The sequence below is a fragment of the Neobacillus niacini genome (assembly GCF_030817695.1).
Classification (GTDB): Bacteria; Bacillota; Bacilli; order Bacillales; family Cytobacillaceae; genus Neobacillus; species Neobacillus niacini_F.
Window position 1 is genome coordinate 4309041 of record NZ_JAUSZQ010000002.1, and the last position, 20074, is coordinate 4329114.

Sequence of the window (20074 nt, forward strand, 5' to 3'; positions counted from 1 at the left end):
ACAAGCCCAATTTATTAGAAGAAAAAATTACCATAGGCAAACCTCTTGAAAGTCAAAAAAGGTCAAATTATACTAATTGCATAAGGTCAAATATAGTCAAAGTCAAAATTAAATTAATATAGATTTTTAGGAGGTTTTATATTATGCTGTGTCAAGTATGTAAAGAAAACCAAGCCAATGTTCAATTAAACTTAAACATAAATGGACAACACAGCAATATGAAGCTGTGCCATGAATGTTATACAAAAAATAAACATGCAATTCATTCAGGAATGGGTCCAAACATAAACTCCTTCCCTGGTTTTTCATTTGATGATTTATTCTTCAATATGAAGGGCACTGAAAATAATCATATAAATGGTCAGAAACCTTCTTCACAACATGGCCAGAATGGCAAGGGAGGCTTTATTGATCAATTTGGACGTAATTTAACACACATGGCCAAAGCTGGTCTCATTGATCCCGTGATTGGCCGTGACGAAGAAGTTAAAAGGGTTATCGAAATATTAAATCGTCGGAATAAAAACAATCCGGTGTTAATTGGTGAACCAGGTGTCGGGAAAACCGCTATTGCCGAAGGTCTGGCAATGAAAATAGTTGATGAACAGGTACCTGCTAAATTAAGTAATAAAGAAGTTTATTTACTAGATGTTGCTTCTTTGGTCGCGAACACTGGTATTCGCGGGCAGTTTGAAGAAAGAATGAAGCAATTAATAGCAGAATTACAGGAACGTAAAAATATCATTCTCTTCATTGACGAAATCCATCTCCTAGTAGGAGCGGGTTCTGCTGAAGGTTCTATGGATGCGGGTAACATTTTAAAACCAGCTCTTGCACGCGGCGAACTTCAACTTATCGGTGCAACAACTTTAAAAGAATACCGTCAAATAGAGAAAGATTCGGCACTAGAACGTCGATTCCAACCAGTTCAAGTCGCTGAACCTACACCAGAGGCGGCAATTGAAATCCTAAAAGGGATTAAGAATAAATACGAGGATTACCATGAAGTAACCTATTCTGACGCTGCGATTAAAGCATGTGTGCAATTGTCACACCGTTATATCCAGGATCGTTTCTTACCTGATAAGGCAATTGATTTACTTGATGAAGCAGGATCTAAAATAAATCTTACTTCAGATAGTCAAAGCAAGGACCAGATAGAGAAACGTTTACAAGAAATAGCTGTTCAAAAAGATTCTGCTCTCAAAAATGAAAACTATGAACTAGCTGCCTCACTTCGTAACGAAGAAGCTTTACTTGAGAAATCATTAAATGAAACTTCAGAAATCACAAGACCAGTTGTAGAACTTTCACACATTCAAGAGATTATTGAGCAAAAGACTGGTATTCCAGTTGGTAAATTACAAGAGGATGAGCAGCAAAAACTGAAGCATCTAGAGGAAAACTTAAATACTAAAGTCATCGGCCAGAAGAAAGCTGTAGAGAAGGTTTCAAAGGCGATTAGAAGAAGCCGTGCCGGCTTAAAATCTAAGAATCGACCGATTGGTTCCTTCCTTTTTGTCGGACCAACAGGTGTTGGCAAGACCGAGCTTACCAAAACACTGGCGGAAGAATTATTTGGTTCATCTGAATCAATGATTCGTCTCGATATGAGTGAGTATATGGAAAAACACAGTATTTCCAAATTAATTGGTTCTCCTCCAGGCTATGTAGGTCACGAAGAAGCAGGACAACTGACTGAAAAAGTAAGAAGAAATCCATACAGCATTATTCTTTTAGATGAGATTGAAAAAGCTCATCCAGATGTGCAGCATATGTTTTTACAAATTCTTGAAGATGGACGTCTTACTGATAGTCAAGGAAGAACCGTAAGCTTTAAGGATTCAGTTATCATTATGACAAGTAATGCTGGTGTGGGACACAAAACCATTCATGTTGGCTTTGGAACAAATGAAGCAATCGAAGAAGCTTCTATCCTAGATTCCTTGGGCAGCTTTTTCAAGCCAGAGTTCTTAAACCGTTTTGATAGTATTATCGAATTTAACTCACTTGAAAAAGAACATATCATGCAAATTGTTGATTTAATGGTAAATGATTTACAAGATACGTTAAAAGAGCAAAATATCGAATTTACAATTACACTTGAAGCAAAAGAAAAGCTTGCAGAGCTAGGCTACCATCCAGCATTTGGTGCCCGCCCGCTTCGAAGAGTAATTCAAGAACAAATTGAAGATAAAATTGCAGACTATATTTTAGAAGAACCTGAGGCAAATAAATTATCTGCGATTTTAGATGATGAACAGATAAAGGTAACAGCAGTAGAAACTATAAACGTTCATTAATTGGAAAAAGCGAAGCCGATTGACCGGCTTCGCTTTTTTAATTCTATAACTTTTGATCTTCAACAAAATTTAACCAGTTTTCAATTTCGCCAACGACGGATTCTACGCAGCCATCCTCAAATGGTGAAATTAGATTCGCTTCTTTAACCAGTTTTGTAAATGACATGCTTCCGCCAAGTTTGCAAAGATATACATAGTCTGCCCAAGCGTCTTCTTGATTTTCTCTCGAACGTTTCCAAAATTGGAAGGCACAAATCTGAGCTAAAGTGTAATCGATATAATAGAATGGCGAGTTAAAAATATGTCCTTGTCGCTGCCAGAAACCGCCATTCTCTAGATAAGCATTTCCGTCATAATCTTTATGCGGCAAATACTTTTTCTCTATTTCCCGCCACTGCTGTTTACGCTCCTTGGGGGTTGCTTCCCAATTTTCATACACCCAATGTTGGAATTCATCTACGGAAACTCCGTATGGAAGAAATAATAATGCATCACTTAAGTGGGAGAATTTATATTTATCGGTATCTTCCTTAAAGAAAAGGTCCATCCATGGCCAAGTGAAAAATTCCATACTCATGGAATGAATCTCACAAGCCTCATAAGTTGGCCAATAATATTCAGGGATTTCAAAATTCCTACTGGAATAAACCTGGAAGGCATGGCCAGCTTCATGTGTTAATACATCAATATCCCCTGAGGTTCCATTGAAATTAGAAAAGATAAACGGTGCCTTGTAGTTTTCGATAAAGGTACAATAGCCGCCGCCTGCTTTACCTTTTTTAGCCACAAGATCCATTAAGTTATTATCTTGCATAAATTTGAAGAACTCTCCTGTTTCCTTTGATAATTCTTCATACATCTTTTGCCCGTTTTCAATAATCCATTCTGGGGAGCCTTTGGGCACAGCATTTCCTGTTTTATAGTTAAAGCCCTCATCAAAGTATTTTAACTGTCCAACACCGATACGGTCCTGTTGTCTTCTTTTTAATTTCGTCGCAATTGGAACAATGAAGTCCTTTACCTGCTGACGAAAGTTTGCTACCATTTCCGCATTATAATCAGTTCTCATCATTCGATAATAGCCTAGTTCAACAAAGTTTTTATACCCTAACGTATGGGCAATTTCAGTCCTGACCTTAACAAGGTCATCATAGATACGATCAAGCTCGCTTTCATGTCCAGCTAAAAAGCCGAACTTTGCTTCAGAAGCAAGCCTTCTTGTTTCTCTGTCTGTTGATTGGGTGAAAGGCTCTAATTGAGCAAGTGTTCTTTCTTCCCCTTCAAAATTAATTTTTGCGGAAGCAATTAGTTTTGTATACTCTGTAGATAAACGGTTTTCCTTTTGAAGCAAAGGAACAATTTCTGGTTTAAACGTCTTTAATTGCCCTTCAGCAAGTGCAAATAATTGCTTACCATATTTGGATTCTAATTCATTCCTAAATTTGGAGGTTACTAGAGCCCGATAATATTTTGTAACAAGCCCTTCTATTTCAGGCTGAACTTCATCCATATAATCCTGTTCGGCTTTATAAAGCTCATCATTGGTGTCCACAGAATGACGAATATAGCAAAGATTAAACATGGTCCCAATATCATTTCTAATTTGATTCACATCGTTCATGGCCACACTTTGCTCTTCTAAAGAAGAAGCATTCATAAACTTTCCAATTGCGGCCTCAAATCTTGCTTTAACTTCGTCAAGATTTGGACGGGTATATGTATACTCTTCAAATCTCATTGACACAACCCCTTTATATGAATTTTTTGCAACTATTATCTTTCGACACTATTCATTAATATTCCTTCAAGCAAAAAAAAATACGGCAAAGGCCGTATTAAAATTTTCCAGCTGGCAAACCTAGTTTTTTCAACAATTCAATCGCTTCCTGTTTTTCGGAATCTGTCAAACTAGACATTAGTGAATGAATCTGCTGTGCGTGTTCAGGAAAGATTTCTTGAATAAACTCTTTCCCTTTATCTGTAATTTGTGCAAAGGTTACTCTTCGATCGTTAGGACAAGCAATCCTTACTAAGAATCCTTTTTGTTCTAACTTATCTACAACATAGGTGATGCTTCCGCTTGCGAGTAATATCTTTCCGCCTATTTGCTGCATAGGCTGATCACCTTTATGATATAAAAGTTCTAATACGGCAAATTCCGTTGGGTTTAGTCCATTTGCTTGTATTACCTTATTAACATGCTCATTAATTGCTTTATAAGCTCTTGAAAGAACGATAAATAGCTTCAACGATTGAGATACTGATTCATTTTCCATAAAAACTCATCCTTTTTATAAAATCTCGAACTATCTAGCTCCAGCGCTTCGGAGCTTCCATTTCTTATTGTCCAGTTGCAGCGCTTTGGCGCTTCCGCTTTTCTTATTATCTCGACTTCAAGATTATTATAAAAAACTTTTGGTTTTATGTCAATTTAACCTAGCATGAAGAATTATGGAAGCTGTTTTCTTTAGTATACCCTTAATGCTATTTAAATATTTCGAATATAGAAACATTTTATTTCTCATTTTTACGGAATTTATGTAAGATAGGTACTAAAAGATTGATAATTTCATAAACGAGGTGTGGAAAATGAGTCAACCAGCTACAGTGTCTGCAAACAGGGCAAAAGCAGCAGACGCGACCATGTTTAATATTCTTTTTATTATCGGGCTTTGTCATTTACTCAATGATGCCATACAATCTGTTGTACCAGCGATGTTTCCAATCCTTGAAAAATCAATGGGGTTATCCTTCACACAACTTGGTATCATTGCCTTTTCCTTAAATATGGTTTCATCCGTACTGCAGCCTGTTGTTGGAGTCATCACCGATAAAAAACCAATGCCATTTGCTCTGCCAATAGGTCTAACCTTGACGTTAGGCGGAGTGCTTGGAATAGCATTTGCACCTTCCTTTGGTTTAATCGTTATTTCTGTTATTTTTATAGGGCTTGGGTCAGCAGTTTTTCATCCTGAAGGGTCAAGGGTAGCCTATATGGCTGCGGGCAATCGAAGAGGCCTGGCACAATCCATCTATCAAGTTGGCGGTAATACAGGGCAAGCATTAGCCCCACTTATCACAGCTCTTATTCTGGTCCCTTTTGGACAAAAAGGCGCTTCATGGTTTACGATTGTTGCGGCAATAGCTGTATTATTATTAATCTACATTGCAAATTGGTATAAGAAAAGATTAGTTAAATACCCGCTTATCAGTAAAAAGCAAGAAACATTAACAGCAAAAAAAAGCGGTCTCTCGAAAAAGGTAAAGCAGGCATTGCTTTTTATTCTTCTGTTGATATTTGCACGGTCATGGTACATTTCTGGTATGACAAATTTTTATGCCTTCTATGCGATTGAAGAGTATTCCTTATCGATTAAGGACTCACAGCTTTTCTTATTTGCCTTTTTGATTGCTGGTGCTTTTGGAACTTTTTTTGGCGGACCACTTGCTGACCGTTTCGGTAAAAAGAAAGTAATTTCAATCTCTATGCTTTCTACTGTACCATTTTCCATACTGATTCCTTTTGTACCTTCTGTGTTGGCATTTATCTTTCTTACTATTACAGGTTTTATATTGATGACAAGCTTTTCGGTTACTGTCGTATACGCGCAAGAACTTGTTCCCGGAAAGATCGGGACCATGTCGGGGTTAACGGTCGGACTCGCTTTCGGTATGGGAGCTATCGGATCCGTTGGACTTGGTTACATAGCGGATTTATTTAGTTTGTCATCCATGGTCTCTACAATTGGTTTCTTACCATTGCTTGGCTTAATAGCATTCCTTCTTCCCAGTGATCACACCGTACAAGAATGGAATCAATAGAATGCAAAAAGGATGGACTCAGGCCCATCCTTATTTTATTTCCTGAATTTTTTGGTATAGTTCTTCTTTTTCAACATCAGAAAGCATACGCTCAGCCATTGGAAAAAGCACATTTTCTTCTTTTGCAAAGTGTTCTGTTAAAATATAATATGCATGTTTGATTAATGAGGCCAAGTTTTTCTTTTCACCCTCTGCTTCCGAGCTATCAGCTTTCTCAAGAAATTCATGAATCTTGGCTTTGGCTTGATCGTGGTCATATTCCATAACAGCAATCGGTCCAGATGTCGTACCAATATAAGCACCCATCATCGGAAATAACACTCCCTCTTCCCGTTCAGAACATGGGTCAAGTGCTGCTTTAAATTCTTTTACTTTACTAATCAACTCGCCAAAGGTTTCTTCACCAGAATCCGCTTCTATTTGTTTTGTTAAATTGAATAAACACTCTAATTGTGCCAATAACCGAGGATGCTCCGATTTTAATTGATGAAGTCCCTTACTTAGTTCTTCTGGAGACATACCTCCAAAACTGCTCATACAGCCGCTCATCTGCATACACCTCTTATTCATTATGTTGTTTTAAGTATAAAAGCTTTCTTTCTATTTTGTTGTGACACGAATCACATAGTAATAAAGAAATTAGGAATTCAAAATAGAAGTGTTGTAAGTTTTCAAAAAATTTTAACATTTATACTCAAAAAAACTTAAAAACTATCATATAATATAGTTAGAACATAAAAGGGAGGGCTATATCATGAAAACGCCTAATTATCATGACTTTTATCAAAAGGCATTGGTACCAATTGGTTTCAATGACATACGAACACTAAAGGAATTAAAATCTAATGACTATGATTCACCTTTCACCCATTGGCTTATTGCAGTTGAGGGAGAAATGCTCTCACAGCCAAATATATATTTTCTTTGGAAAGTAAGTATCTATCCGTCAAATGCTGAAGGTGACTTTAATTGGAAGAAACCTTTTTATTGTTCTCCAATTATGGAATCTATGGATAGTGCACACGAGCTCGCTTGCTCATTGGTTACGTCAAGTAAATTAGATCAACTCTCCTCCTTAAGCATAATAGAGAAAATTAGTTAATCCACAAAAAATATTCCCCTTCTGCTTCACCTTCTTTTTGACCATACTTGTGAAAAAAACCACAAATAGTGTTAATAATATATTAAAAAAAAGTGCTGCCCGCATATGCAAGCAACACTCCGTACTTTATTAAGCCAGTCGAAATACTATTCCATGTCCGCCTTTTGGATATTCCCATTTAATATTTTGATACGGGCAGCCAATACGGCAGCTGCCGCATTCGTGACAGCCTTCATAACCAACCTGCATCCGTAACCCTTCCCATTTGTACACTTCCGCAGGGCAGAAAATGGTGCAAATCTTATCAGGGCATTTTGTCATACAGATATCATTGTCCATAACAGTTAGATGGGATTTCGTATCAGCTTTAAAACGAAGAAGGTACTGTTTTTCCTCGATATTCTTCGTTGACATTATTTCACCGCCTTCCAAGCACGAAGGGGAAAAACAACAATAAACCCTTATCCTTCAATGTTTATTGATCCAATGGTCACAAATCGTGGTCACAAATTGATTAAATTATAACCATTTCGTCCAATTTATCAGCGACTTGTTGTTGCATGCTTGGAAGTACATGACTGTATATATCTAATGTGATTCCAATTCTCGAATGTCCTAATCGTTCCTGAATGATTTTAGGATTAATGTCCTGTTCAATTAACATTGTAGCGTGTGTATGTCTCAAATCATGAAATCTTATTGAAGGTAGTCCAATATTTTTAGTATCCTTCTTAAATGTCTTTAATAAATTGGATGGTTGGATTACTGAACCTTTTTTTGTACAAACAACTAAGTCGTTATCTAAATATTTATTGCCAAGTATTTTCTTATCACTCAGAACCTTTTCTTTCGCTTTCATTAGATGGGCACACACATTAACTGATATACTAATTGTTCTTGTTCCAGACATTGTTTTCGTTCCAATTTTTAATTCTTTGCCATCATGGGTTAATATCTGCTTAACGAATATTAATTTCTTTTCAAAATCAATATCCTTCCATCGGAGTCCTAATATCTCCCCTTGTCTCATTCCCGTTGTGATAGCCAATAAATAAGCAGTAAAAAATTGATCTGAATTCCTAATACTATTTACCTCAGTAAGGAACTTGTTTACTTGCTGTAAATTCCAAACTTGCATTTCTTTTCTTCGTATCTTTGGTAAATCAACAAATTTACAAGGATTTTCTTTTATCAACTGGATTTTAACTGCTTTACTTATAGATACTTTTAGGACATCGAAAATTTTGTGAATGGTTCCTGCTGCTAATTTTTTAGATGTGAATAGATCATTAGCAAAATTTTGAAGAATTATAGGTGACAATTGACTTATCTTATATCTACCTAAATTGGGTGATATATAGCACCTGTAAAACGCTAATTGATTATTGAGAGTTGTTCTTTCAATAAGATTTTCCCTTTCAATAAACCAACCTTCCATATACTTACTAAAAATCATATCCGAATCCAGTTTCTTATCTAATCCAAAATCATGTTCAGATAGGAATTTTACTAACCCAAGTTCAGCATCTTGTTTACTCTTGTATCCCCTCTTTTTCTTTTGAATCCTTTTACCAGTAGCATCTTTTCCTAAGTCCACTACAAAATAATAATTACCTGTCTTATTGTCCTTCTTGATACTACCTTTCACTTTTCAAGAGCCTCCTACGACTCTCTTAACTGACTGTATAAGTAATATTTTATCATTATTAAAAGTAATAAAGAAATACCAAATTAGGACAAAAAAAAGAGCGACTATTTTAAGTCACTCTTAACAACCAATTTATATTTTAGTCTTCTTTTTGATCATTATCTCTCCTTTTTTAGTGCTTTCGTATAGATTGATAATTGCTCTAGCCATTAGTTCTAAATTGGGTTCGTTTCTTTCTGTCACATTGCTTGGAGGTCTTCTTTTGCCAGTACGTTTAGAATATACAATTTTTTCACCACTCATTTTTTATTTCCTTTTTCTTTAGTTTTAACTCATAATACAATTCACGAAAAGCATATGCCATTAATTCTAAATTTGGTTCGTTAGTTCTGATTACTTTACATGGAGGCTCATTGTCCTCATAAAACGGTTTATCTTCGTACATATCCTTTTCACCATCTTTTCTTTGGCTTTCCTGTTTCCCCTTTTAGCCAATTCTCAAGGATTTCTTTATGAACTAGATACTTTTTACCAATTGTTTTAACGTGAAATTCTCCACTTCTCATAAGATCATAACTTGCATCTCTACCTAACCCTGTAATTGTCATAACGTCTTTTACATCAAGCATTAATTTTTCTAATTCAGTCACCATCTTTTCTTTATTTGGATTCTCCTTTTAACCAACTCTCAAATACTTCTTTATGAACCATATACTTTCTTCCCATTTTTATAACGTGAAATTGACCACTTTTAAATATCTCATATGCTTTTGGTTTACAGATACCCATCATATTCATTACATCTTTAACTTCGAGCATAATTTTTTCTGACATTTCAATCCCCTCTAAACATTACCATCTCTTCTTCAATGGCTTACTACGTAACCAATTTTGAAATACCTCTTCATGTACTAAATATTTATTACCTATTTTTTTCACTTGGAATTCTCCACTTTTCATTAATTCGTAGGCATTGTTCCTTCCTATACCTGTTAATTCCATAATATCCTTTACATCTAACATCACTTTTTGAAATTTAGTCACACCTATAGTTGCACCTCCAAGTCCCAAATGATTATAACTTTTCAAAATTAAATTGCAAAATATTCTGTCTAAAGATAATTAACTTGATAATAGTCAAATCAAATATTTTTACACATTAACGCTTTAAACTATTGAAATAATATTCAGAAAATAGTAATATTGTCCTAAGTTTAAATTCTTCTGAGTTTAGACCTCCTAAAACTAGGGCTTAGCCTTGACCACTAAGCTCATCTTTTGCCTTTGGTTTTTATTGATCAAAGGTCTTTTTTATACTTTAAAATAAAAAAAGAGTGACAATAAGCCACTCCCTAACCAACTTTAGACTTTATACATTCATTTATTGCCTTTCTGAATCCCCATATAATATCTGTCAACATATCAATATCTGTCTTTATTTCTTTTATATCCCAATACAACTCATTTTTTCGATGGTAAGTAAATTCTCCATTGTTATACTTCATAATTGTCAGAGTCCCGTTAGGATTATCGGTTTCTAAAGTTAGGTAATATTTTTGTCCATCAAAATTAGCATACTTTGTGAAGTTATCAAGAAAGGTAACTGCTTCTTTTTTCCTCTTAATAACCATAATTTATCCCCCCTTAAGTTTCAATGAATTAACAGAGTTATTTATTATTTGTGTAGGCATAATCTGGTTTTCTATATGATTCTTCATTTTGTTCTTAAATTCCTGCAATTTCACACTTTTATACCGTTTTATTGTATCAGTCAGGTCTTCTATTCCCCTAACCTGCTTCACTTTAAAAGGGTAATCATTAGGTTCAAATTTTAAATTAACTTTACCGATGATTAGCACTCGTTCATTGTTCCAGTATCCTTTGTCGAAATAGGACTTGTATCTATCTAGTTTTGAGTAAAGTTGTTTTGTCGTATAGAGGGAATTTTGACATTCAATGAACCAATCATTATCAAGCCAACCCTTGACATAGACATCTGGAATAAAGTCTGCATTTGGAATGGAAGTTTCAAATTGAAACTCACTAATTGGAGAATATTTCAACATATCAATAATGGTTTGATTCATCAATAAATAGTGGTCTAGTTTTTGGGAGTCAGTTTTAATTGGTGAAGGATTATTAAAGTAGATGTACTGCTGGAAAGAACGGTCTGTATTTGCTATTACATGATTATCCCTTCTAAGTCGTTTTAATACTTGATTAGCTGATATATGTGGACGAGCATTGTTCGAAAAATGAAGTGCTGCTATTTGATCTCTTGTTAATGCTTTAAATCTTTGTAGTGACTTTATAATGTCTAAATCTCTAGGTTTCATATTATCACTCCAAAAAGAATTTTAAATCATCATCAGACTGTTTAGGCTTAGATTTGAGTAGTTTTGTATTATTCGGTAATGTATTTGTATTCGATTCCTTTTTGACCTCTGTAATATCATTTAAATCAGTCTTAGAGACAAAGAATGGATTTAATAATTTCTTTGCTTTTTCATAAGTTAAATGTGGACTCTGTAATTCTTCAATGTCTCCATAATTAAGGATAAACCTTCCTTTAAGTTCCCCTTTAATTTTCTCTGCCCCGTCAGTTCCTAATAACCTAGCATTCACACGGTCTACTGCTCTAAAACTCATACGAATATTAAAATTTGCTCTTGCTTTTGTATCAATAACATCAGCATCCATTCGTTGAGCACTTAGCAAAAGGATAATACCTACTGACCGTCCCTTACTTGCGATTTTTATTATTTTCTCCTGTATAACATCATCATCCATATACTCATACATTTCATCTATGGCAAGTAGAATATACTTCTGTTTATGCTCCTTTGGTAAATCGTCAATATGGGGAACGTCAAAGGTTTCCTGTAAGTCTTCTCTCTTCTTCATTTCATTACAAAGATGATCCAGTATCTCCCTAGCATGTTTATTTGAATGAACAACCGCCTGAACATGTTCTACCTTTTTAAAAAGTTGAAATTCTGCCTTTTTACCATCAATAGAATAAATATCTAATTGCTCAGGTCTAAGAGTTTTAATTAAGGTTGTCAAGATTACACGAATAGCAGAACTTTTCCCACTACCTGAAACACCTTGAATTATTACATGAGGTAATTCCATTGCATCCAAAACTAAATATCTTCCATTCTTCTTTTGTCCAGTAACAATTGGAAACTTTATATCCTCTAAAAAAGATTTGATATTTTTGTAATTGTAAATTAAATCTGGTTTTAAAGCAGTGTGATAAACAAACAGTGTATATTTTTTTAAATCCCCTTTAAGTTCAATCGAACGTCCAAAGAATTGTTGAAAGACATACAATTTCTTTTTAACTTCACTTGGATCAAGTCCATTCATTAGAGTAAATGTTATTTCTGTACAGTTCTCATCATTCTTTTTTACTACAGAATGTACTTTGGGATAAATATAAATTGTTTTATCACCTGATTTGGATTTGAAATATAGATTAGCTGCTCTAAAGCAATTCATCATTTTAACCTTTAAAGTAAAAGTATAATATTTCTCTTTAAGTCCCATCTCAATCCCCCTTAAAATACTGCAATTATTCCAAAGTACAAGTAGATATAGAACGCAATAGGGAACATTATCTTTGTTGATGTTGCAATAATATCGGCTGTAACTTCTTTCCCTTTCCTTCTGTAAAGATATTCTAATAGTGTGGAAAGTAAAGCTACTGCTGCTACTCCAAAAACCATCCAATATGCACCTGAAAAAGAAGGACTAAAGAATGTACCATGAGTAACATCGATTCCCATAAATCCCATTAATGGTGTATAATTTTGTTGAGGTGTTTTACTTTGAGCAGATTCTTTTGGCTGGCGGGCTAAAAATTCACTCACTGTAAAAACCTCTTTTTTAGTTGTGAATATCATAGTTGTCTTCCCCTTCTTTGGAATTCATTTTGAATTTCTTTAAAAAGCATGATTTGCTTATTAACAAAACTTTGATCATTACTTTTTTCCATTTTTATTAAACACTCAGTCATTAAGGTTTCTAAGACAAGTAGACTTAAAGATTCAAGTTTTATTATCATAAAAACCAACTAATACAATTTAAAATAAACTGCCAATCAATAAAATCAAGTATTGCTCCAAAGTCTATATAGTCAGGAAGAAAGTTATTAGTAAATCCTTCTCGAATAACACTCATTCGATGACTTATAAATTTAAAGATGTCTGCTGTTAATTCCGTTTTGTTCATAATCGACCAGTTAAAGGAATCCATATAACAAACTATGTTATTATTACAAATTGCCTGAACATCATTGAAGTTATGGACAAGATCAAAATTTATTGGTGTGTGGTCATACCATTGTGAATTATGGATAGCATCAGATATTTTAGAAATAGCTGCATTTCCAATAGAATCATAGGTATTGTCCTCAACAATTTGATGAATACAGTCATAGTCTAGTGAACTAGTACATTGGAGAATTCCGTTTACTCTAATATTCAGAATAGTCACATCCCCTCTGGTCTACTAATTATTTGGTTTCCTCTCCCCCGTACCCCCTCTCCTTCCTCGTTCGTTTTTCTCTCTCTAAATCTTTTTGTTTTTTCAGATTTATAGATGGATGGACAATGTAAAAATCTATTTTGCTATGATTAAGTAGTAAATATATTTGCTGATTTATTAGCTGATAATGTAGTATATTGGGCGAATAACTATTTATTGCATGTCTATCAAAAATAAACTTTGAAAACTACAAGATAAACCGTGAAAGGATTTTAAATAAAAATGGTGAATTGTAATAATAGGTGATGAAAATGAAGAAATTAAAAAGTAATATAGGTTGGTTAATTGATAAATCAGATTATACACGAGAGGATATAAGGCAACATTTTAAAAAATCAGCGAATACAATATCTAGTTGGTGTACTGGAAAAAGCCATCCTTCTGCAATTGAATTGTTTGATTTAGCTGAATTATTGAACTGTAAGGTGGATGATCTTTATGAACGAAAAGTGGATGAAACTGATTAAGAATTTCGAGGATAACGGTTATGAACCTGAAGATATTCAATTCATAGTCCATTTTTACGATACGATGTTGGAAACACACGAACAAATGAAGAAACTATATGAGGAAGAAAAGAATGAACGTAACAATTGAAATTCATTATAAAGCAAACAGTCGAGCATACCAAAAAGGATCATTCCCTCTAAGAGGTAAACCTGAATATGTAGCATTGGAATTTTGGAAACAGATAAAGAAGGATATGGGATATTTTGCAGAATTAGAGAAGGTAATTGTGGATGGAAATAATGATATTACAAATTCGGTTATAGATTTAGAGGAAGTAGAAAGAAAAAAATCTGATGATAATATGGATTATTTACCTTTTTAAGCCCCTACTCAAATCAGTAAGGGCTTTCTTAATCCATACTACCCATCAAATTTTTATGTTAGAATTGATGGTCTACCTAGCAAGTAACCTTGAGCATATTGTACCCCTATACTTTTTAAAAGTGCTAAACTAGCCTTTTCTTCAATACCTTCAATAATCAAATTTGAGTTATGTTTTTTACAAAAGTGAAGTAAATATTGTATCATATCTAATTTTTTTTCAGTTAAATCATCCATGAAATATCTATCTAATTTTACAAAGTCAGGACTCAATTCAATTAGTGACTTTATTGAAGAATTCCCCTTACCAAAGTCATCAATAGCAATAGCTATACCTAGATTCTTAAGATAGATAATGACATTCTTAATAATGTCTAGCTCAGCTATTTCGCCTTCATTAATTTCTAAAATAATTTGTTGACATGAAATACCACTTTCGTTAATAATCTTACTTACAAAGGTAGGAAACAAAGGATTTGTTAGTGTCGAAGGAAAGACATTTAAAAACAAATGATTGTACTTTGTTAAGTATCCTGCTTGGGTGTAAGATAAAGATGCTTTATGAATAGACCGCGAATCTAATTCATAAAGCGTTTTTTTTATTTTAGCGTTGTTAAAAGCCTCTTCTGGTGACGAACCATTTCCCGTACGAAAAAGACTTTCATATCCAAAAACTTCCCATCTTTGTATATCATAAATTGGTTGGTAATGATGAAAAAATTGATCGTCTATACTAACACTTTGAATCTCCAATTAACCATTTCACCCCCTAACAAAAAAAGTACAACCTCAGAATTGAGATTGTACTTTCTAATTATCTCCACTTCTTTCGGTAACACAGCCACCATAGCTTCTGCCTTAGGTCTGTAGCTTTGCGTCCCTATCTTTAGATAAGTTTGCTATTATCGTATTTTAGTAAAAAACAAAATTTAATTCAAATTTAATTTAAACAAATTATTCGACAAAAGTCTATATAAATACTAGTAAAATTAGTATATCTTACCGGATTTTACTATTGTATTTTTCTTTTAATTATGCCTTAACGGAAATGATGAATATATGGAGTTTGTTTAGTTGACCTTGTGTTTATTAAGGACTGTCAGGATTCAGTTTTTTTTGATTGAATAGTGTGAATAAGGAGATTTAATGAATTGTTTGATTTTGAATAATGTGCCCATCTCGAATGAGAAGGGCTTTCTTGTTGTGTAGGGCGTTTACATAGCTGTCATTGTCAATTCAGAATAATGTACAAGTATTATTTCCTCGTTCAGTTTTCCCTCTTCCTTTATTTCACAGTATCCAGAATCATATTGATGAATGAGAATATATTCTTTTCCTTCATAAATAACGTATGTTTTCTCCATGCTAATACACCTCGAATTATTATATAAATATATTAATTGCATTAAAATTTACTAATAATATCTATGTCTATGGAATAAAATTTATGAAAGAATATAAAAATTGTTCAAAATATTGTAAAATTTATCCTTGTTTGAAATCGCTTACAACTGGTAAGATAATCCCATATTTTTATTATAATGGGAGAGAAAACTAGTGAGCAATGAAGATTTAATGAGGAAAATTGAAATTATTAGAAATAAAATGATTTCAGTTGGGATGGCTGAGGGATTCACTTCACCAAATACAATACAATTAAGTCAAACACTAGATAAATTAATAAACCTGAAAATGATTTCATAATAAGAACAACCTTCCAAAATTAAGGAAGGTTTTATTCTTTTGTGTATATTTTGAAACTTTTCCTTTTTTTGTTACGTACTACCGGTATAATTGTACTAGATTAGAAAAAACAGGGGGAAATATTGTGAGCGAAATAACTGTAAACGTAAATCAAAATTACGTAGCACAAACAGAAGGTAACTCGTATTTCGATGGTGGATTACTACAATACATTGGATGGTCAATTTTAGGTGGGCTAGTGACAATTTGCACACTTGGTATCTGCTATCCTTGGGCAATTACGTTGATCTTAGGATGGAAAACTAATCATACTGTCATTAATGGAAGAAGATTGAAGTTTACTGGTTCGGCTGTAGGTTTGTTTGGTAATTGGATAAAATGGTGGGTACTAACTGTTATTACATTAGGAATCTATAGTTTTTGGTTATTTATTGCAATGGAAAAATGGAAAGTAAAACACACTGTCTTTGATAATTAAATAGTAAAAATTTTGCCCCCCTCAATTCAGAGAAGGGCTTTTTTCTGGAGGAATCGTAATACATTGTGATTATTAATATTTCCAATTAAATTAGAATTTATTCATTTACCACAATTACTGAATATCCTTTACCTTTTAACTCGGCAGCTAAACGATCCGCATTATCTTTAACAGAGAAAGCACCTACTTGAACTTTATATGTTCCGTTTGTTTGAACTAGTGTTGGTTGAGGTTGTAGAACTGGTACAGCTTTTTTCTTTAACCCATAATACTCTATTAATCCACTAGCTATCCCTTCAGCACACAAAGCACGATAAGAATCTGATTTCAACAACTTCAAATCTTCTGTGTTCGTGAAGAAACCTAGTTCCAGTAATGCAGATTTCATGTTCGTGTCTCTTAGTACAGCAAAGTCTGCTGTTTTAATTCCCCTATTCTTCTGCTTTGTCAACCACAAAACATGTTCATGAATGAGACTCGCAAGTTTTACAGTTTCCTGTCCTGCTTTTGGATATACAAATGTCTCTATTCCCCTTGCAGAAGTTGCACCTGCATTAGCATGAATACTTATAAAACAATCTGCATTTAATTTGTTTGCTTTATCTGTTCGTGTTTTTAGTGAATCGTCTATTCCATCATATAAATCATGAGATAAAAACAATTCTACACCCTCATATTCTTCCAATAACCAATACACTTTTTCTGTTACTGCACGATTAAATTCAAACTCCTTCATTGAACCATCTAACGCACGTTTTCCCGGAGTATTAATATCGTGTCCACTATCCAACATCACACGTACCATATTAAATCGCCCTCCTAAAGTTTCTAGGTCTAGAGATACCTAACTCTTTAATATAAGAAGCTACAGTTGACTTTCCAATTTTCAGTTCATCAGCAATTTTTCTACAAGAAAAGCCTAGTAGATATAATTTTTCTACAAGGCTTACATCGTACTTTCTTATTCCTTTTTTATCTAATACATTATGTAGTGCTCTATGATCTGCCATGTTTGTTAATTCTAAGTTCTCAATACGATTATCGTTTGTAATTCCGTTCTTATGATGTACATGTTCATCAAGTGATAATAGTCTACCTAGATGTTTTTCCATTACAAGTCGATGTTCTTTTACATACCCGTTAGCAAGAGCATATGGATGATTACTTTTTCTTACAAGCCTGTAACCCTGTCCATCAATAGAATAACCTTTGTTATCTTTATTATTAAAATTCCTCGAAATTTCAGGTTTATCATGGTCATGTGTAATTTTAACCATTACTTATCCCCTTTCTCATCCATAAATCCTTTTCCAGAGGTAGGATTACTTACAATTCCTAGGACTGATAACAGAATTAAAACAGCATCAACAAACCCGATTACTTCTGCTTTAAATTCTTCTGTGAGGTTGTAGTCAAAAAATAAAGCTGCTCCTAATTGAGCAACTAATAAGACTTGTGATGTTATTGCCATTAACAAACCATAATTTTTAAATCGTTTCATACTATATTCCCCCTTTTAAAATAAGTCTTAAAATTGCCATCACAATTGCACCAACTACAATTCTCAATAACCAAGTTGTATTACTTTTAATTGATGAAATATCTTCTTTTATATCCTTGATATTCGATTCAGCAACAGCTAAACGTGTTTTTACATCTACCATGTCATTTTCCAACTTTTCAAAACGCTGCTGATCCATTCTTCATCCCTCCAATAAAAAAGAGGACTGAATTTATCAGCCCTCTAAAGTTAATTGTCCATTGACTACTCTATAATTTAGGATGTTTTGAGCCACGATTTCAGAAGTTTCTGCAAGGAAGAAAAAATGATGGTACTGTCTCATCGGAATAACCCTTTCCCCCATAATGCTATCAACTATTTTTCCGTTTTCGTCTACATCACAAAACAATAAACACATATATCAACCCTCCTGTACGATATATCTAATACTTCCATAAACAGACATACCAGTAGTCGCTGTGTATAATCTCCAATACATTACAAGTAGGTCTCCTGTCGGAACTCCTAAATCTATTAACAATTCCTTTCGAAAACCTTGGTCATCATGCGATTGGGTTTCGTATGCGTATGTTGATGAAACAAAACCGTTTGGATCGTTTTCTAAGCCTTCCTTGTAAACTTCAAACCTAGAATACCCTCCAGCTGGTGCAGTAACATACATGTTGGTGATGATTCTCAAATATCGACTATCATGTTTGAATACAAACCTTTGAGCGTTTTCGGTTGTACTAGTCGTTGAGGATTTATAAAATTGCCCTATTTCCTCGATACCCTGTGTTTTAAACGATGGTGTTGAACCTTGTATCGCAAAACTATGTTGAACAACCCCACCAATGATGACAGCATACCCATCTTCCCTTTCCACACGAACTAATCCTTTATGAACATCTAACCCACCAGCCCCAATGTGTACATAGGCATTTGGATCATCTTCCGAGATATACCAATCACCAGTATGATCACTGTAGTGGTTACTATTACGATATAACCGCTTCAAGGCTAAGGATAAATTTCCATCAGCATCTGTTAGTTGTTTTACAGTTTTACTTGTCTGTTGGAAAGATGTCATAACCTTTGTCATACTATTTTTAAAGTTTGCTAACACCACTGTTGGCGATTTAAAGCTTTCCGGATAATCTGTATATTCTAAAATCCTTACGGTTGAATCAATACCCAAATCTTCATGAATCAAGAAAATGGTATCTCCTAACCCATATTCATGAATAGGAATTCCTTGATTTTTTAACTCCACCACATCGATTTCAATGACAATATTCGGTGTATCAATGAGAACTTTTTGTAAATGTTCCTGCAAACTGTCTACATCAATAAACCGTTCATCTCGAACAGGTGGAGCATGACGAATTCCATACACAGACGAATTTGGAGAAGTGTATTCGGTTGTAATATCCTTTCCAAATCCTTTAATAAAGGTAGATATGTTACTGCTGTCAATGTCCTTATAAAGCGTTTTAATATTGTGCTTATATCGAAATTGCGCATCTCGTTGAGCACCAACTTGATTTTTTAATGTAATTTGATTTTCTCCTGTGATTTCAAATTCAGCACCATAACGTTCTAGGATAGTTCCAAACAATTCAAGCGCCGTTCCATCCCCGAAACTGTCAAATTCCACAGAGTTAAAAGCACCCTGATTAACCCAAGTCCAATCGGTAACGGAAAATACATGATTTAATACTTGAGTTATGTTTAAAGTTCCAGACAACGTGCTGTATTGATAGTCCTCGATGATATCAAAAAAGACATGTGAACACTGCTGGATTTCCTTAACAGGTGTACTTCCCTTCATGTATTCACGAAACTTTTTTATTCGGTATTTTTGACCGTCATATTCCACAATCGAATCTTCTTGTACCAGTGGAAATGAATGTTCATTCCTTTCTGTTTGGACAACTGAAAAAGGTAATGAATATACTCCATTTACTACCCTTTTTCGTTCTCTGATAGTATAGTCAGTCAAGTACTCACTTTGACCGCTTAATGTGTTGATAATCAAGTTCTCACCACCCTTCAATCAAATAAAAAAGAGGACTAAAATTAGCCCTCTTTCGTGTAAATGACACTGATTTTTTAAAACAAATTATCGTCGTTC

The 20074-nt window shown here is 34.0% G+C and carries 31 protein-coding genes and 1 riboswitch; of the genes, 8 read left to right on the top strand and 23 right to left on the bottom strand.

From position 1 onward, the window contains the following. The first annotated feature begins 143 nt into the window (after positions 1-143). Positions 144-2303, top strand: a complete 2160-nt coding sequence (locus QFZ28_RS21635) for an ATP-dependent Clp protease ATP-binding subunit (RefSeq protein ID WP_307196563.1) — start codon at positions 144-146, stop codon at positions 2301-2303. A 43-nt stretch (positions 2304-2346) separates the two neighbouring features. On the opposite strand, the gene QFZ28_RS21640 is transcribed toward QFZ28_RS21635, so the two are convergent. Beyond that, entirely contained in the window at positions 2347-4041 is a 1695-nt protein-coding gene (locus QFZ28_RS21640) for a M3 family oligoendopeptidase (RefSeq protein ID WP_307196564.1), read from the bottom strand. A 97-nt stretch (positions 4042-4138) separates the two neighbouring features. Further along, a complete protein-coding gene (locus QFZ28_RS21645; RefSeq protein WP_307196565.1) occupies positions 4139-4579 on the bottom strand; it encodes a MarR family winged helix-turn-helix transcriptional regulator in 441 nt (146 codons plus the stop codon). Between the two features lie 313 nt (positions 4580-4892). Between QFZ28_RS21645 and QFZ28_RS21650 the strand changes: the two genes are divergently transcribed. Then, the gene (locus tag QFZ28_RS21650) at positions 4893-6125 is read left to right on the top strand and encodes an MFS transporter (RefSeq protein WP_373428097.1); all 1233 of its coding nucleotides are present in this window, start codon (positions 4893-4895) and stop codon (positions 6123-6125) included. Between the two features lie 30 nt (positions 6126-6155). On the opposite strand, the gene QFZ28_RS21655 is transcribed toward QFZ28_RS21650, so the two are convergent. Continuing rightward, a complete protein-coding gene (locus QFZ28_RS21655; protein ID WP_373428098.1) occupies positions 6156-6695 on the bottom strand; it encodes a hemerythrin domain-containing protein in 540 nt (179 codons plus the stop codon). Between the two features lie 184 nt (positions 6696-6879). Between QFZ28_RS21655 and QFZ28_RS21660 the strand changes: the two genes are divergently transcribed. Beyond that, positions 6880-7227: a hypothetical protein gene (locus QFZ28_RS21660; protein WP_307196566.1), complete on the top strand. Its 348-nt coding sequence runs from the start codon at positions 6880-6882 to the stop codon at positions 7225-7227. A gap of 129 nt (positions 7228-7356) precedes the next feature. On the opposite strand, the gene QFZ28_RS21665 is transcribed toward QFZ28_RS21660, so the two are convergent. The 12 genes from QFZ28_RS21665 to QFZ28_RS21720 all read right to left on the bottom strand — a co-directional run bounded on the left by QFZ28_RS21665 (position 7357) and on the right by QFZ28_RS21720 (position 13375). Then, positions 7357-7641 (bottom strand): ferredoxin family protein, encoded by a 285-nt coding sequence (locus QFZ28_RS21665; protein WP_063251520.1) that lies wholly within the window; start codon positions 7639-7641, stop codon positions 7357-7359. Between the two features lie 100 nt (positions 7642-7741). After that, positions 7742-8875: a site-specific integrase gene (locus QFZ28_RS21670; protein ID WP_307196567.1), complete on the bottom strand. Its 1134-nt coding sequence runs from the start codon at positions 8873-8875 to the stop codon at positions 7742-7744. Positions 8876-9007: 132 nt separating this feature from the next. Continuing rightward, positions 9008-9178 (bottom strand): hypothetical protein, encoded by a 171-nt coding sequence (locus tag QFZ28_RS21675; protein ID WP_307196568.1) that lies wholly within the window; start codon positions 9176-9178, stop codon positions 9008-9010. Next, positions 9168-9320 carry a hypothetical protein gene (locus tag QFZ28_RS21680; RefSeq protein ID WP_307196569.1) on the bottom strand — a complete coding sequence of 51 codons (153 nt, stop codon included), beginning with the start codon at positions 9318-9320 and terminating at the stop codon, positions 9168-9170. Before QFZ28_RS21680 ends, QFZ28_RS21675 begins: the two co-directional genes overlap by 11 nt. A 7-nt stretch (positions 9321-9327) precedes the next feature. Next, entirely contained in the window at positions 9328-9525 is a 198-nt protein-coding gene (locus QFZ28_RS21685; RefSeq protein ID WP_307196570.1) for a helix-turn-helix transcriptional regulator, read from the bottom strand. Positions 9526-9535: 10 nt separating this feature from the next. After that, positions 9536-9709, bottom strand: a complete 174-nt coding sequence (locus tag QFZ28_RS21690; RefSeq protein WP_307196571.1) for a helix-turn-helix domain-containing protein — start codon at positions 9707-9709, stop codon at positions 9536-9538. A gap of 18 nt (positions 9710-9727) precedes the next feature. Continuing rightward, entirely contained in the window at positions 9728-9964 is a 237-nt protein-coding gene (locus tag QFZ28_RS21695) for a helix-turn-helix domain-containing protein (RefSeq protein WP_307196572.1), read from the bottom strand. Positions 9965-10227: 263 nt separating this feature from the next. Continuing rightward, the gene (locus tag QFZ28_RS21700; protein ID WP_307196573.1) at positions 10228-10506 is read right to left on the bottom strand and encodes a hypothetical protein; all 279 of its coding nucleotides are present in this window, start codon (positions 10504-10506) and stop codon (positions 10228-10230) included. A 3-nt stretch (positions 10507-10509) separates the two neighbouring features. Then, complete coding sequence (locus tag QFZ28_RS21705) at positions 10510-11211, bottom strand: replication-relaxation family protein (RefSeq protein ID WP_307196574.1); 702 nt, start codon at positions 11209-11211, stop codon at positions 10510-10512. 4 nt (positions 11212-11215) lie between these two features. Next, complete coding sequence (locus QFZ28_RS21710; protein ID WP_307196575.1) at positions 11216-12427, bottom strand: FtsK/SpoIIIE domain-containing protein; 1212 nt, start codon at positions 12425-12427, stop codon at positions 11216-11218. Positions 12428-12438: 11 nt separating this feature from the next. Next, the gene (locus QFZ28_RS21715) at positions 12439-12783 is read right to left on the bottom strand and encodes a hypothetical protein (protein WP_307196576.1); all 345 of its coding nucleotides are present in this window, start codon (positions 12781-12783) and stop codon (positions 12439-12441) included. A gap of 157 nt (positions 12784-12940) precedes the next feature. Continuing rightward, the gene (locus QFZ28_RS21720; RefSeq protein ID WP_307196577.1) at positions 12941-13375 is read right to left on the bottom strand and encodes a hypothetical protein; all 435 of its coding nucleotides are present in this window, start codon (positions 13373-13375) and stop codon (positions 12941-12943) included. Between the two features lie 302 nt (positions 13376-13677). On the opposite strand from QFZ28_RS21720, the gene QFZ28_RS21725 reads away from it, so the two are divergent. The 3 genes from QFZ28_RS21725 to QFZ28_RS21735 are packed head-to-tail and all read left to right on the top strand — an operon-like array spanning position 13678 to position 14258. Next, the gene (locus QFZ28_RS21725; RefSeq protein ID WP_307196578.1) at positions 13678-13893 is read left to right on the top strand and encodes a helix-turn-helix transcriptional regulator; all 216 of its coding nucleotides are present in this window, start codon (positions 13678-13680) and stop codon (positions 13891-13893) included. After that, a complete protein-coding gene (locus QFZ28_RS21730; protein ID WP_307196579.1) occupies positions 13865-14023 on the top strand; it encodes a hypothetical protein in 159 nt (52 codons plus the stop codon). Before QFZ28_RS21725 ends, QFZ28_RS21730 begins: the two co-directional genes overlap by 29 nt. Then, positions 14007-14258 carry a hypothetical protein gene (locus tag QFZ28_RS21735; RefSeq protein ID WP_307196580.1) on the top strand — a complete coding sequence of 84 codons (252 nt, stop codon included), beginning with the start codon at positions 14007-14009 and terminating at the stop codon, positions 14256-14258. The genes QFZ28_RS21730 and QFZ28_RS21735 overlap by 17 nt, the downstream gene beginning before the upstream one ends. Before the next feature lie 53 nt (positions 14259-14311). Here the strand turns inward: QFZ28_RS21735 and QFZ28_RS21740 are convergent, their stop codons facing one another. Both QFZ28_RS21740 and QFZ28_RS21745 read right to left on the bottom strand, forming a co-directional pair. Continuing rightward, positions 14312-15010, bottom strand: coding sequence for an EAL domain-containing protein (locus tag QFZ28_RS21740; protein ID WP_307196581.1), 699 nt, complete (start codon positions 15008-15010; stop codon positions 14312-14314). Between the two features lie 75 nt (positions 15011-15085). Then, positions 15086-15168: riboswitch (cyclic di-GMP riboswitch) on the bottom strand. Between the two features lie 303 nt (positions 15169-15471). Continuing rightward, positions 15472-15621 (bottom strand): hypothetical protein, encoded by a 150-nt coding sequence (locus QFZ28_RS21745; protein ID WP_307196582.1) that lies wholly within the window; start codon positions 15619-15621, stop codon positions 15472-15474. A 193-nt stretch (positions 15622-15814) separates the two neighbouring features. Between QFZ28_RS21745 and QFZ28_RS21750 the strand changes: the two genes are divergently transcribed. Next, positions 15815-15961: an aspartyl-phosphate phosphatase Spo0E family protein gene (locus QFZ28_RS21750; RefSeq protein WP_307196583.1), complete on the top strand. Its 147-nt coding sequence runs from the start codon at positions 15815-15817 to the stop codon at positions 15959-15961. 121 nt (positions 15962-16082) lie between these two features. After that, the gene (locus tag QFZ28_RS21755) at positions 16083-16439 is read left to right on the top strand and encodes a DUF898 family protein (protein WP_307197094.1); all 357 of its coding nucleotides are present in this window, start codon (positions 16083-16085) and stop codon (positions 16437-16439) included. 97 nt (positions 16440-16536) lie between these two features. On the opposite strand, the gene QFZ28_RS21760 is transcribed toward QFZ28_RS21755, so the two are convergent. The 6 genes from QFZ28_RS21760 to QFZ28_RS21785 are packed head-to-tail and all read right to left on the bottom strand — an operon-like array spanning position 16537 to position 19978. Continuing rightward, positions 16537-17244 carry an N-acetylmuramoyl-L-alanine amidase gene (locus tag QFZ28_RS21760; protein ID WP_307196584.1) on the bottom strand — a complete coding sequence of 236 codons (708 nt, stop codon included), beginning with the start codon at positions 17242-17244 and terminating at the stop codon, positions 16537-16539. A gap of 1 nt (position 17245) precedes the next feature. Continuing rightward, positions 17246-17716, bottom strand: coding sequence for an HNH endonuclease (locus QFZ28_RS21765; RefSeq protein ID WP_307196585.1), 471 nt, complete (start codon positions 17714-17716; stop codon positions 17246-17248). Then, positions 17716-17940, bottom strand: a complete 225-nt coding sequence (locus QFZ28_RS21770; RefSeq protein ID WP_307196586.1) for a phage holin — start codon at positions 17938-17940, stop codon at positions 17716-17718. Before QFZ28_RS21770 ends, QFZ28_RS21765 begins: the two co-directional genes overlap by 1 nt. Before the next feature lies 1 nt (position 17941). Further along, a complete protein-coding gene (locus QFZ28_RS21775) occupies positions 17942-18139 on the bottom strand; it encodes a hemolysin XhlA family protein (protein ID WP_307196587.1) in 198 nt (65 codons plus the stop codon). Positions 18140-18175: 36 nt separating this feature from the next. Beyond that, positions 18176-18358, bottom strand: a complete 183-nt coding sequence (locus QFZ28_RS21780; RefSeq protein ID WP_307196588.1) for a hypothetical protein — start codon at positions 18356-18358, stop codon at positions 18176-18178. A 3-nt stretch (positions 18359-18361) separates the two neighbouring features. Continuing rightward, positions 18362-19978 carry a phage tail protein gene (locus tag QFZ28_RS21785; protein WP_307196589.1) on the bottom strand — a complete coding sequence of 539 codons (1617 nt, stop codon included), beginning with the start codon at positions 19976-19978 and terminating at the stop codon, positions 18362-18364. Positions 19979-20074 lie beyond the last annotated feature (96 nt).